Raw genomic sequence first — 13,546 nt, forward strand, 5'->3', positions numbered from 1 at the left:
GGACCGACGGACAAGGATGGGTTTGGGCATGTCGAACGAGCAGAAGCTCCGTGAGTACCTGAAGTGGACCACCACCGAACTCACCCGGGTCTCCGACCGGCTGCGCGCGGTCGAGACGCGGGCGCACGAGCCGATCGCGATCGTCGGCATGGCCTGCCGCTACCCGGGCGGGGTCAGCTCCCCGGAGGAGCTGTGGGAGCTGGTGGCCTCGGGTACGGACGCGATCTCCCCGTTCCCCGACGACCACGGCTGGGACGGCCACGCGCTGTACGACCCGGACCCGGCGGCGGCGGGGCGCACGTACTGCCGGGAGGGCGGCTTCCTCGACGGGGTCGGTGACTTCGACGCCGCCTTCTTCGGCACCTCGCCCCGCGAGGCGCTGACCATGGACCCGCAGCAGCGGCTGCTGCTGGAGACCTCCTGGGAGGCGCTGGAGCGGGCCGGCATCCCCCCGGACTCGCTGCGCGGCAGCCGTACCGGGGTCTTCGTCGGGGCCTGGAACGACGGCTACACCGACCTGGCCGGGCAGCCCTCGGCGGAACTGGAGGGGCACCTGCTGACCGGCGGGGTGGTCAGCTTCACCTCCGGGCGCATCTCGTACGTGCTGGGCCTGGAGGGGCCGGCGGTCACCGTGGACACCGCCTGCTCGTCGTCGCTGGTGGCCCTGCACCTGGCGGTACGGGCGCTGCGGCAGGGGGAGTGCGACCTGGTGCTGGCCGGCGGGGCGACGGTGCTGGCCGATCCGGCGGTGTTCGTGCAGTTCTCCCGGCAACGGGGCCTGGCCCCGGACGGCCGCTGCAAGGCGTTCGCCGACGCGGCGGACGGGTTCGGGCCGGCCGAGGGCGTCGGCATGCTGGTCGTGGAGCGGCTCTCCGACGCCGTCCGGCACGGGCACCAGGTGCTGGCCCTGGTCACCGGCACGGCGGTCAACCAGGACGGGGCCAGCAACGGGCTCACCGCGCCCAGCGGTCCGGCCCAGGAACGGGTGCTGCGGCAGGCGCTGATCGACGCCCGGGTGACGGCGGCGGACGTCGACGCGGTCGAGGCCCACGGCACCGGTACCCGGCTCGGCGACCCGATCGAGGCGCGGGCCCTGATGGCCGTCTACGGCGCCGACCGGCCCGCCGACCGGCCGCTCTGGCTCGGCTCGCTGAAGTCCAACATCGGCCACACCCAGGCCGCCGCCGGGGTCGGCGGGGTGATCAAGACGGTGCTGGCGATGCGGCACGGGGTCCTGCCGCCGACCCTGCACGTGGACGCCCCGACCACCGAGGTCGACTGGTCGACCGGTCAGGTGGCCCTGCTGCGCGAGGCGACGCCGTGGCCGCGGACGGACCGGCCGCGCCGCGCCGGGGTCTCCTCCTTCGGGGTCAGCGGCACCAACGCCCACGTGGTGCTGGAACAGGCCCCCGCGCCGGCCGACCCGCCCGCCGGGGCCGGCACCCCGCCGCCGGTGGTGCCGCTGGTGCTCTCCGCCCGGTCGGCGGCGGCGCTGGCCGGGCAGGCCCGGCGGCTGCGCGACACCCTGGCGGCCACCCCGGACCCCGACCTGGCCGCCACCGGCCTCGCCCTGGCCACCACCCGGTCCCTCTTCGACCACCGGGCGGTGGTGACGGCAACCGGCCGGCAGCCGGCCCTGGACGCGCTGGACCTGCTGGCCACGGGCGAGCCCGGCCCCACCGTGACGACCGGCCTCGCCGCGCCCACCGGGCGGACCGTCTTCGTCTTCCCCGGCCAGGGCACGCACTGGGCCGGCATGGCCGCCGACCTGCTCGACCAGTCACCGGTCTTCGCCGAGTCGATGGCCCGGTGCGAGCAGGCGCTGGCGGCGTACACCGACTGGAAGCTCGGCGACGTGATCCGGGGCGCGGCCGGCAGCCCGCCGCTGGAGCGCGTCGACGTGCTCCAGCCCGTCTCCTGGGCGGTGATGGTGTCCCTGGCCGAGCTGTGGCGCTCGCTCGGCGTCGAGGCGGACGCGGTGGTCGGCCACTCCCAGGGCGAGATCGCCGCCGCCGTGGTGTGCGGCGCGTTGACCCTGGCCGACGCCGCCCGGGTGGTCGCGCTGCGGTCCCAGGTCATCGGCCGGGTGCTCTCCGGCCTCGGTGGCATGGCCTCGGTCCAGCTCCCGGCCGACCAGGTCGCGCCCCGACTGGCCCACTGGGCCGGCCGGCTCGACGTGGCCGCCGTCAACGGGCCGCAGTCCACCGTCGTGGCCGGCGACGCCGACGCGGTCACCGCCCTGGTCGCGGCGTACGAGGCGGAGCAGGTCCGGGTCCGGCGGATCCCGGTGGACTACGCCTCCCACTCGGCGCACGTCGAGCGGCTGCGCGACGACCTGCTCGCCGTCCTCGGCCCGGTCGCTCCCCGCCCGGCGCGGATCCCCTTCTACTCCACGGTGGACGCCGCCCGGATCGACACCACCGCCCTGGACGCCGGGTACTGGTACCGCAACCTGCGCGGTCAGGTCCGCTTCGCGGAGACCGTCGGCCTGCTGCTCGACGCCGGGCACCGCGCCTTCGTGGAGGCCGCCGCGCACGCCGTCCTCGTCCCCGGCATCCAGCAGATCGGGGACGCGGCCGGCGTCCGGGTGGTGGCCGTCGGGTCGCTGCGCCGGGACGCGGGCGGCCTGGACCGGTTCCTGACCTCGGCGGCCGAGGCGTTCACCCAGGGGGTGGCCGTGGACTGGTCGCGGGCCCTGGCCGGCGCCGCCCGCACCGCCGTGGACCTGCCCACCTACGCCTTCCAGCGGCAGCGCTACTGGCTGGAGCCCGCCGCGCCGGCCACCGCCGCGACGACCGTGGACGGCTGGCGGTACCGGGTCGGCTGGAAGCGGCTGGAGCCCGCCGGCGGCCCGCTGACCGGACGGTGGCTGCTGGTCACCGCCGGGGACCAGCCGACGGAGCCGGTCGAGGCGGCGCTCACCGCGCGGGGCGCGCAGGTGCGGCACCTGAGCGTCGACCCGGTCACCACCGACCGGGCCGCCATCGCCGCGCTGCTCACCGCCGCCGGCCCGGAGACCGAGGGCGTGCTGTCCCTGCTCGGCGCCGACCGCCGTCCGCACCCCGGGCACCCGGACGTCGCCGTCGGCACCACCGCGACGCTGCTGCTGACCCAGGCCGTCGCCGACGCCCTGCCCACGGCCCGGCTGTGGACCGTCACCCGGGGCGCGGTCGCCGTCGCGCCGACCGAGACCGCCGACGAGCACCAGGCGCAGGTCTGGGGGTTCGGCCGGGTCGCCGCGCTCGAACTGCCCCGGTCCTGGGGCGGCCTGGTCGACCTGCCCGCCGACGCGGACGGGCCGGTCTGGGACGGGCTGGTCGACCTGCTGACCGGCGCGGAGGACCAGGTCGCGCTGCGTGGCGCGGTCGCGTACGGCCGCCGGCTGCGGCACGCCCCCGCGCTGCCCCCGAAGCGCGCGTACCGGCCCCGGGGCACGGTCCTGGTCACCGGCGGCACCGGCGCGCTCGGCGCGCACGTGGCCCGCCGGCTGGCCGCCGACGGGGCCGCGCACCTCGTGCTGACCAGCCGGCGCGGGGCGGACGCCCCGGGCGCGGCCGACCTGGTCGAGGAGTTGCGCGCGGGGGGCGTCGAGGTGACCGTGGCCGCCTGCGACGTGGCGGACCGGGCCGCCGTGGCGGACCTGCTCGCCGGCCTGCCCGCCGACCCGCCGCTGACCGCGGTCTTCCACACGGCGGGCGTCGCGCACTCGGTGCCGATCGGCGAGACGGGTCTGTCCGACGTCGCCGAGGTCTTCGCCGGGAAGGTCGCCGGGGCCCGGCACCTCGACGAGCTGACCCGGGGGTACGACCTGGACGCCTTCGTCCTGTACTCCTCGAACGCGGGCGTGTGGGGCAGCAGCGGGCAGAGCGCGTACGGGGCGGCCAACGCGGCCCTGGACGCGCTCGCCGAACGGCGTCGCGCCGAGGGCCACGTCGCCACCTCCGTCGCCTGGGGCCTGTGGGGCGCGGGCGGCATGGGGGAGGGCGCCGCCGAGGACTACCTCAGCCGCCGGGGCCTGCGGCCGATGTCGCCGGAGCGGGGCGTGGACGCCCTGTTTGCGGCGCTGGACCGGGACGAGACCTTCGTCGCCGTCGCCGACGTGGACTGGGCCCTGTTCACCGCCGGGTTCACCGCGTTCCGGCCCAGCCCGTTGATCGGCGACCTGCCGGAGGTCGGGGCCGCGCTGGCCGACGCCGCGCCGCCGGAGGCGACGTCCGCCGACGGCGACCTGGCGCAGCGGCTCGCCGCGGCGGCCCCGCAGGAACGCCACCGGATCCTGCTCGACCTGGTCCGCCGGCACGTCGCCGCCGTCCTCGGGCACCCCGGCCCGGAGCACGTCGGCCCGGACGCCGCGTTCCGGGAGATCGGCTTCGACTCGCTGACCGCCGTCGACCTGGCCAAGCGGCTCAAGGCGGCGGTCGGCGTGCCGCTGCCGGCGACGCTGGTCTTCGACCACCCCACCGCGACGGCGGTCGCCGGGCACCTGGACGGGCTGGTGACGCCCGCGTCGACCGGCGGCGACCCCGGCGAGGCCGAGGTCCGGCGGGCGCTGGCCAACCTGCCGCTGGCCCGACTGCGCGACGCCGGACTGCTGGACGGCCTGCTCGCGCTGGCCGGGCTGCGCGACGACCCGGTGCCGGCCCAGCCGGACCCGGTCACCGACGACCTCGACGAGATCGACGACCTCGACCCGGAGGAACTGGTGCGGATGGCGCTGGACAGAGCCGACTCCTGACCCGCCCGACCCTCTTCCCCCAAGGAGCCCCACCCATGGCCATGCCCCCCGACAAGGTGCTCGAGGCGCTGCGGACCTCGGTCAAGGAGACCGAGCGGCTGCGCCGACAGCACCGGGAACTGCTCGCCACCCTCCACGAGCCCGTCGCCGTCGTGGGGATGGCCTGCCGCTACCCGGGCGGGGTGGCCTCACCCGAGGACCTGTGGCGGCTGGTCGAGTCGGGCACCGACGCGATCGGTGACTTCCCCGCCGACCGGGGTTGGGACGTCGACGCGGTGTACGACCCGGACCCGGAGTCGCCGGACACCACCTACTGCCGGCAGGGCGGGTTCCTGGCCGGGGCGGGCGACTTCGACGCCGCCTTCTTCGGGATCTCCCCGCACGAGGCGATGGTGATGGACCCGCAGCAGCGGCTGCTGCTGGAGGTGTCCTGGGAGGCGCTGGAGCGCGCCGGGACGGACCCGCGCAGCCTGCGCGGCTCCCGGACCGGGGTGTACGTCGGCGCCGCCCACCAGGGGTACGCGGCCGACCCCGGGCAGGTGCCCGAGGGGTCGGCGGGCTTCCGGCTGACCGGCAGCGCGGACGCCGTCCTGTCCGGACGGATCTCGTACGTCCTCGGGCTGGAGGGCCCGGCGCTGACCGTCGAGACGGCCTGCTCGTCCTCGCTGGTCGCGGTGCACCTGGCCGTGCAGGCGCTGCGCCGGGGGGAGTGCGGGCTGGCGCTGGCCGGCGGGGTGGCCGTGATGCCGGACCCGGCGGCGTTCGTCGAGTTCTCCCGGCAACGGGGCCTGGCGGCCGACGGCCGCTGCAAGGCCTTCGGCGCGGGCGCGGACGGCACCGGCTGGGCGGAGGGCGTCGGCGTCCTGGTCCTGCAACGCCTCTCCGACGCCGTCCGCGAGGGCCGGTGGGTGCTGGGGCTGATCCGGGGCTCGGCGGTGAACCAGGACGGCGCCAGCAATGGGCTGACCGCCCCGAGCGGCCCGGCCCAGCAGCGCGTCATCCGGCAGGCCCTGGCCGACGCCCGGCTCGGGGCCGACCAGGTCGACGCGGTCGAGGCGCACGGCACCGGTACCCGGCTCGGCGACCCGATCGAGGCGCAGGCCCTGCTCGCCACCTACGGTGCCGACCGGGACCCGGACCGGCCGCTCTGGCTCGGCTCGCTGAAGTCGAACATCGGGCACGCCCAGGCGGCGGCCGGCGTCGGCGGACTGATCAAGATGTTGATGGCGATGCGGGCCGGGGCGATCCCACCCACCCTGCACGCCGACGTGCCGACCCCGCTGGTCGACTGGTCCGCCGGGGCCGTCCGGCTGGTGACCGGGGCGGTGCCCTGGCCGACGGTGTCCGGGGCGCCTAGGCGGGCCGCGATCTCCGCGTTCGGCGTCAGCGGCACCAACGCCCACGTGATCGTCGAGCAGCCGCCCGCACCCCCCACCGACGCCCCGGCCCCGCCCGACGGGGCGGCCCCCACGGCGGCCCTGCCGCTGGTGCCGTGGGTGCTCTCCGCCCGTACCGACGCCGCGCTGCGCGCCCAGGCCGACCGCCTGCGCACGCACCTGGCGGCGGCCACCGACCCGGACCCGCTGGACGTCGGGTTCTCCCTGGCCACCACCCGGGCCGCCCTGGCCCACCGGGCGGTGCTGCTGGCGCCCGACGGGGACGGCCTGCGCCGCGCCCTCGACGCGCTCGCCGCCGGCGGCACCGCGTCCGGCCTGGTCCGGGACACGGTACGGCGCGACGGCGGGACCGCCTTCCTCTTCACCGGGCAGGGCAGCCAGCGCGTGGGCGCGGCGCGGGAGCTGTACGGGGCCTTCCCCGCCTTCGCCACCGCCCTGGACCAGCTCGCCGCCGGGCTGGACCGGTACCTCGACCGTCCCCTGCTGCGGGTGCTCTTCGCCGAGCCGGACTCGGTCGACGCCCGGCTGCTGGACGGCACCCGGTACGCCCAGGCCGCCCTCTTCGCCGTCGAGGTGGCGCTGTTCCGGCTGCTCGACGGCTGGGGGGTACGCCCCGACGTGCTGCTCGGCCACTCGGTGGGCGAACTGGCCGCCGCCCACGTGGCCGGTGTGCTCGCCGTCGACGACGCGTGCGCGCTGGTCGCGGCGCGCGGGCGGCTGATGGGCGAGCTGCCGCCGGGCGGCGCGATGGTGGCGGTCCGGGCCACCGAGGAGGAGGTCGCACCGCTGCTGGCCGGGCACGGTGACCGGGCCGCCGTGGCGGCGGTCAACGGCCCCCGGGCGGTCGTCCTCTCCGGCGACGAGGAGATCGTGCTGGCCGTCGCCGAGCGGTGCGCCGCCCTCGGCCACAAGACGAAGCGCCTCACCGTCAGCCACGCGTTCCACTCGCCCCGGATGGACCCGATGCTGGAGGCGTTCCGGCAGGTGGCGCGCGGCCTCACCTACCACCCCCCGGGCATCCCGGTGGTGTCGAACGTGACCGGTCGGCTCGCCACCGCGCAGGAGCTGTGCGACCCCGAGTACTGGGTCCGGCACGTGCGCCGGCCCGTCCGGTTCCGCGACGGGGTGCACGCCGTCCGCGACCGGGGCGTCACCACCTTCGTCGAACTCGGCCCCGACGGGGTGCTGTGCGCACTGGCCGAGGAGAGCCTCACCGGCACCGGCTCCGGGCGGGAGCCGGTGCTGGTGCCGCTGCTGCGCCCCGGCCGGCCGGAGGCGGTCACGCTGCTGACCGCGCTTGCCACCGCGTACGCGGGCGGCACCGGGCTGGACTGGTCCCGGCTCTTCGCCGGCACCGGCGCCCGCCGGGTCGAGCTGCCCACGTACGCCTTCGAGCACCGGCGGTACTGGGTGGCGCCGCCCGCCCCGCCGGCCCCGCGCGCCGACGACTGGCGGTACCGGATCGACTGGCGGACCCTGCCGGCGCCGGCCGCCGGGGCCGCGTCGCCGGGTGGGCACTGGATCCTCCTGGCGCCCACCCACCCGGGCCGCCCCTCGCTGCCCGGCGCGGCCGGGGCCGCCCTACGGCGCGCCGGGGCCACGGTGACCCCGGTGACCGTGGACGCCGCCGACGTCGACCGGGACACCCTCGCCGCGCTGCTGGCCGACGCCGCCGCCGGCACCCGCCCGGACGGGGTGCTCTCCCTGCTGGGCGACGACGACCGGCCGCATCCCCGGTTCGCCGCGGTGCCCAGCGGGGTGCTGGCGACCCTGTTCCTCACCCAGGCCCTGGCCGACGGGGCGGCGTCCGCGCCACTGTGGTGCGTGACCCGGCAGGCGGTCGCCGTCACGACCGGCGAGGGGCCGTCCGTCGCCGGGGCCCAGCTCTGGGGCTTCGGCCGGGTCGCCGCGCTGGAGCTGCCCCGGGTCTGGGGTGGCCTGGTGGACCTGCCGGCCGAGCCGGACGACCAGGACTGGGACCGGCTCCGGGCCGCCCTGACCGGCACGGAGGACCAGGTCGCGGTCCGCGCCGGCGCCGCGTACGCCCGCCGGCTGGTCCCCGCCCCGCCGCCGGTGGCCGGGCGGTCCTGGCGTCCGCGCGGCACGGTGCTGGTGACCGGCGGCACCGGGGCGCTCGGCGCGCACACCGCCCGCTGGCTGGCCCGCGCCGGGGCGGCGCACCTCGTGCTCACCAGCCGCCGGGGCGAGGACGCCCCCGGCGCCGCCGCGTTGCGGGCGGAACTGACCGCGCTCGGCGTCTCGGTGACCGTGGTCGCCTGCGACGTCGCCGACCGGGCGGCCGTGGCCGACCTGCTCGCCGGCCTGCCCGCCGACGCGCCGCTCACCGCGGTCTTCCACGCGGCGGGCGTGCCGCAGGTGTCGCCGCTGGTCGAGACCAGCGCGGAGTTGTTCGCCGAGGTCTGCGCCGGCAAGGTCGCCGGGGCGGTGCACCTGCACGACCTGACCGGCGACCTGGACGCCTTCGTCACCTTCGCGTCCGCCGCCGGGGTGTGGGGCAGCGGCGGGCAGTGCGGGTACGCGGCGGCCAACGCCGCCCTCGACGCGCTCGCCGCGCGCCGCCGCGCCGCCGGGCTGCCCGCCACCTCCGTCGCCTGGGGTGTCTGGGGTGGGGCCGGCATGGGCGAGGGCGCGGGGGAGGAGTACCTGCGCCGGCGGGGCGTGCGCGCGATGGCCCCGCAGGCCGCGCTCACCGCCCTCGGGCGGATCCTGGACGCAGACGAGACCGGGGTGACCGTCTCCGACACGGACTGGGCCCGGTTCACAGCCGGGTTCGCCGCCGCCCGCCCCGCCCCGCTGCTGGCCGACCTGCCGACCGGCGGGTCCGGCCCGGCCGACGACACCCCGGCACACCCGCAGCCCCCGGCGCGCCGGCTTCCGGCGACCGCCGACCGGGCCGCCCTGGTGGCCCTGGTCCGCGCCGAGGCCGCCGAGGTGCTGGGGCACGACGGCGCCGACGACGTCCCGGCCGACGCGGAGTTCGCCGCCCTCGGCGTCGACTCCCTGGCCGCCGTGCGGCTGCGCCGCCGGCTCGCCGAGGCCACCGGGCTGGACCTGCCGGCCCCCGTGGTCTTCGACCACGGCACCCCCGACGCCCTCGCCGCGCACCTGCACCGGCTGCGCACCGACGCGGCCGGCGCGGCGGCCACGCCGGCGGCCGAGAGCGCCCTGGTCGGCATGTACCGGCGGGCGGTCGGCGACGGCCGGGCCGGCGAGGCGGTGACGGTCCTCGGCGCCGTCGCCACCTTCCGTCCCCTCTTCACCAGCGCGGCCGAGTTGAACGGGCGGCACCCGACGCCGGTCCCGCTCGCCACCGGGGCGGGCGGCCCTCCGCTGATCTGCTGCGCCGGCACCGCCGTGGCATCCGGCCCCCGGGAGTTCACGGCCTTCGCCGCGGCGCTGGCCGGCCGGCGCGACGTCGCCGTGCTGCCGCAGACCGGCTTCCTGCCCGGCGAGCCGCTGCCCGCCCGGCTGGACGCCCTGCTCGACGCCCAGGCCGACGCCGTCCTGGCGTACGCCGCCGGGGGACCCTTCGTCCTGGTCGGCCACTCCGCCGGGGCGAACATGGCGCACGCGCTGGCGCTGCACCTGGAGGCCCGGGGCAGCGGGCCGGTGGCCCTGGTGCTGATGGACATCTACACGCCCGCCGCGCCCGGGGCGATGGGGGTGTGGCGGGAGGAGATGCTGTCCTGGGCGACCGAGCGGTCCGTGCTGCCGGTCGACGACACCCGGCTGACCGCGATGGGCGCGTACCACCGGATGCTCCTGGACTGGACGCCCCGGCCGACCCGGGCACCCGTGCTGCACCTGTACGCCGGCGAGCCGATGGGCGCCTGGCCGGACGACGCCGGGCCGGACTGGCGTTCGCGCTGGGCCGGCGCGCACACCAGCACCGAGGTGCCCGGCACCCACTTCTCGATGATGACCGAACACGCGGCGGTCACCGCCGCGACCGTGCACACCTGGCTCGACGAGGTGTGCCCGACCCGCGTGCCGTGACCCGTCCGGCCGGCCCGTCCCGGCTGACCCGACGACGACAGCAGGAGGAAGTGCAGATGACCACAGTCCCCACCGGTGGAGACCCCGCGACCTGGGCCCGCCGGCTGCAACTGACCCGTGCCGCGCAGTGGTTCGCCGGCAACCACGGCGACCCGTACGCGCTGATCCTGCGGGCGGAGACCGACGACCCGACCCCGTACGAGCAGCAGGTGACCGCGCACGGGCCGCTGTTCCGCAGCGACCAGCTGGACACCTGGGTGACCGGGGACGCCGCGCTGGCCGGCGAGGTGCTGACCGACGACCGGTTCGGCTGGCTGACCCGCTCCGGGCACCGCCCCGCCGAGCGGACCCTGCCGCTGGCCGGCACCGCCCTGGACCACGGGCCGGAGACCCGGCGGCGGCTCGACGCGCTCACCGGGCTCGGCGGCCCGGTCCTGCGTACCGACGCCGAGGGGCTGCGGATCCGGGTCGAGAAGAGCACCCTGGCCCTGCTCGACGGGGCCGGGACCGACGTGGACCTCGCCACCGTGGCCCGCCGGCTGACCGCGTCGGTCCTGGCCGACCTGCTCGGGGTGCCCGCCGGTCGGCAGGGCCGGTTCGAGGAGACCCTGGCCGCCGCCGGCCGGACCCTGGACAGCCGGCTCTGCCCGCAGACCGTGGCGCACGCCCTGGCCACGGTGGCCGCCACCGCCGAACTGGCCGGCCTGCTCGCCGAGGCGTCCGCCGCGGCCCAGGGCGAGCCCGGCGCCGGCCCGGCCACCGACGTGCGGGCCGACGACCGGGTGACCGCCGGGCTCGCCCTGGCGGTCGGCACCGCCGAACCGGCGACGACCCTGCTGTGCAACGCGGTCCGGGCGCTGCTGGACCGGCCCGCGCAGTGGGCCCTGCTGTGCGCCGACCCCGACCTGGCCGCCGTCGCCGTCGAGGAGACGCTGCGCTGGTTCCCCCCGGTGCGCCTGGAGAGCCGGGTCGCGCTGGAGGACGTCACCCTCGCCGGGCAGCTCGTCCCGGCGGACGGTCACCTGGTCGTGCTGGTCGCCGCCGCGAACCGGGCGCTGCTCGCGGCGGGCGACCCCGACCGGGACGGCTTCGACCTGACCCGCCCGGCGGCCCCGGCGCTCGGACTCGTCGGGGTGCCGTACCTGGCCGGGGCGGGGGAGCTGATCCGGCTGGTCGTCACGACCACCCTGCGGACCCTCGCCGAGGCGGCGCCCACGCTGCGGCCGGCGGGGCCCGGCGTCCGCTGGCGACGTTCGCCCGTCCTGCTCGGCCACGCCCGGCTCCCGGTCACCCGGGCCGGCGGCACCCCCGAGTCCGATGACCGCCCGGCGACGGAAGAGGCCACCCGATGCGAGTCCTGATCACGTCCTTCGCGCACAACACCCACTACTACAGCCTGGTACCGCTGGCCTGGGCGCTGCGCGCGGCCGGTCACGAGGTCCGGGTGGCGAGCCAGCCCTCGCTCACCGACACCATCGTGACGTCCGGGCTGACCGCCGTCCCGGTCGGCGACGACCAGGCGATCATCGACCTGCTCACCGAGGTCGGCGGCGACCTGGTGCCGTACCAGCGGGGCCTGGACTTCACCGAGACCCGGCCCGAGGTGCTGACCTGGGAGTACCTGCTCGGCCAGCAGACCATGCTGACGGCGCTGTGCTTCGCCCCGCTCAACGGCGACTCCACCATGGACGACATGGTCGCGCTGGCCCGGGAGTGGAAGCCCGACCTGGTGCTCTGGGAGCCGTTCACCTACTCCGGGCCGGTCGCGGCCCGGGTCGTCGGGGCGGCGCACGCCCGGCTGCTCTGGGGGCCCGACGTGGTGGGCAACTCCCGGCGGCTGTTCACCGAGGCGCTGGCGGGACTGCCGGCCGAGCAGCGCGAGGACCCGATGGCCGAGTGGCTGCGCTGGACGCTGCACCGGTACGGCTGCCAGATCGGCGCCGACGAGGTGGAGGACCTGGTCACCGGCGAGTGGACCGTCGACCCCACGCCCGGGAGCACCCGCCTGCCCGTCCCCGGTCGCCGGGTGGCCATGCGGTACGTGCCGTACAACAGCCCCTCGGTGGTGCCCGAGTGGGTGGCCAAGGCCGAGCGGCCCCGGGTCTGCCTGACCCTCGGGGTGTCGAGCCGGGAGACGTACGGCAAGGACGTGGTCTCCTTCCAGGAGTTGCTCGGTGCGCTCGGCGACCTGGACGTGGAGGTCGTGGCGACGCTCAGCGACGCCCAGCGCGACCACCTCGGCGACCTGCCGGACAACGTCCGGATCTGCGACTTCGTGCCGCTGGACGTGCTGCTGCCGAGCTGTGCCGTGATCATCCACCACGGCGGCGCGGGCACCTGGTCGACGGCGACGCTCTACGGCGTCCCGCAGATCATGATCCCGTCGTTGTGGGACGCCCCGCTCAAGGCGCAGCAGGCGGAACGGCTCGGGGCGGGCATCGCCATCCGGCCGGAGGAGCTGACCGCCGACTCGCTGCGGGCCGCCGTGGTCCGGGTCCTCGACGACCCGTCGATCACGGCCGCCGCCCGCCGGCAACGCGACGAACTGCTCGCCGCGCCGTCGCCGGCTGAGGTGGTCCGGATCCTGGAGCGCCTCACCGCAGACCACCGGTCCGGCCGTCCGGCCGGCACCGCCACCGACCACTCCTGAAAGGGCTGACACGATCCATGATGTACGCGGACGCCATCGCCGAGGTCTACGACCTGGTGTACCAGGGGAAGGGCAAGGACTACGCGGCGGAGGCGGAGGAGTTGGCGGCCCTGGCCAGGGCCCGCCGGCCCGGTGCCCGGACGTTGCTGGACGTCGCCTGCGGCACCGGCCTGCACCTGCGGCACCTGGCCGGGCTCTTCGACGACGTGGGCGGCGTCGAGCTGGCACCGGACATGCTGAGCATCGCCCAGCAGCGCAACCCCGGCGCGGCCCTGCACCTCGGTGACATGCGCACCTTCGACCTGGGACACCGTTACGACGTCATCACCTGCATGTTCAGCTCGGTGGGCCACCTCGAGACCACGGCCGAGCTGGACGCGACGCTGGCCCGCTTCGCCGCGCACCTGTCCCCGGGGGGTGTGGCGATCGTCGAGCCGTGGTGGTTCCCGGAGACGTTCACGCCCGGGTACGTGGGCGCGAGCCTGCTGGAGGTCGACGGCCGCACCATCTCCCGGGTCTCCCACTCGGTGCGTGCGGGGGGCGCCACCCGGATCACCGTGCACTACCTGGTGGCCAGCGCCGACGGTGGGATCCGGCACTTCGACGAGAGCCACCTGATCACCCTCTTCGAGCGGGCCGACTACGAGCGCGCCTTCGCGCGGGCCGGCTTCACCACGGAGTACCTGACGCCCGGCCCGTCCGGGCGGGGGCTCTTCGTCGGCGTCCACCGCTGACCGCCCGGCCCGG

4 protein-coding genes and 1 pseudogene are annotated in these 13,546 nt (G+C 77.2%); all 5 read left to right on the forward strand.

Annotation, left to right across the window (positions count from 1 at the left end):
• Positions 1-40 precede the first annotated feature (40 nt).
• Positions 41-4,735: pseudogene (locus tag ACQUFX_RS05815) on the forward strand (type I polyketide synthase); the annotation flags it as partial.
• A 35-nt stretch (positions 4,736-4,770) separates the two neighbouring features.
• Positions 4,771-10,149, forward strand: coding sequence for an SDR family NAD(P)-dependent oxidoreductase (locus ACQUFX_RS05820; protein ID WP_428964996.1), 5,379 nt, complete (start codon positions 4,771-4,773; stop codon positions 10,147-10,149).
• Positions 10,150-10,205: 56 nt separating this feature from the next.
• Positions 10,206-11,510, forward strand: a complete 1,305-nt coding sequence (locus tag ACQUFX_RS05825; protein ID WP_428964997.1) for a cytochrome P450 family protein — start codon at positions 10,206-10,208, stop codon at positions 11,508-11,510.
• The gene (locus ACQUFX_RS05830) at positions 11,498-12,799 is read left to right on the forward strand and encodes an activator-dependent family glycosyltransferase (protein ID WP_428964998.1); all 1,302 of its coding nucleotides are present in this window, start codon (positions 11,498-11,500) and stop codon (positions 12,797-12,799) included. The genes ACQUFX_RS05825 and ACQUFX_RS05830 overlap by 13 nt, the downstream gene beginning before the upstream one ends.
• Positions 12,800-12,816: 17 nt before the next feature.
• Positions 12,817-13,533, forward strand: a complete 717-nt coding sequence (locus tag ACQUFX_RS05835) for a class I SAM-dependent methyltransferase (protein ID WP_428964999.1) — start codon at positions 12,817-12,819, stop codon at positions 13,531-13,533.
• Positions 13,534-13,546: the final 13 nt, after the last annotated feature.

It is taken from the genome of Micromonospora fluostatini, from assembly GCF_050410825.1.
GTDB classification, from domain to species: domain Bacteria; phylum Actinomycetota; class Actinomycetes; order Mycobacteriales; family Micromonosporaceae; genus Micromonospora; species Micromonospora rosaria.

What these genes read in the sequence shown, in the direction of transcription:
- ACQUFX_RS05835 (WP_428964999.1), top strand. Translation starts at nt 12,817, where the DNA reads ATGATGTACGCGGACGCCATCGCCGAGGTCTACGACCTGGTGTACCAG.
- ACQUFX_RS05820 (WP_428964996.1), top strand. Translation starts at nt 4,771, where the DNA reads ATGGCCATGCCCCCCGACAAGGTGCTCGAGGCGCTGCGGACCTCGGTC.
- ACQUFX_RS05830 (WP_428964998.1), top strand. Translation starts at nt 11,498, where the DNA reads ATGCGAGTCCTGATCACGTCCTTCGCGCACAACACCCACTACTACAGC.
- ACQUFX_RS05825 (WP_428964997.1), top strand. Translation starts at nt 10,206, where the DNA reads ATGACCACAGTCCCCACCGGTGGAGACCCCGCGACCTGGGCCCGCCGG.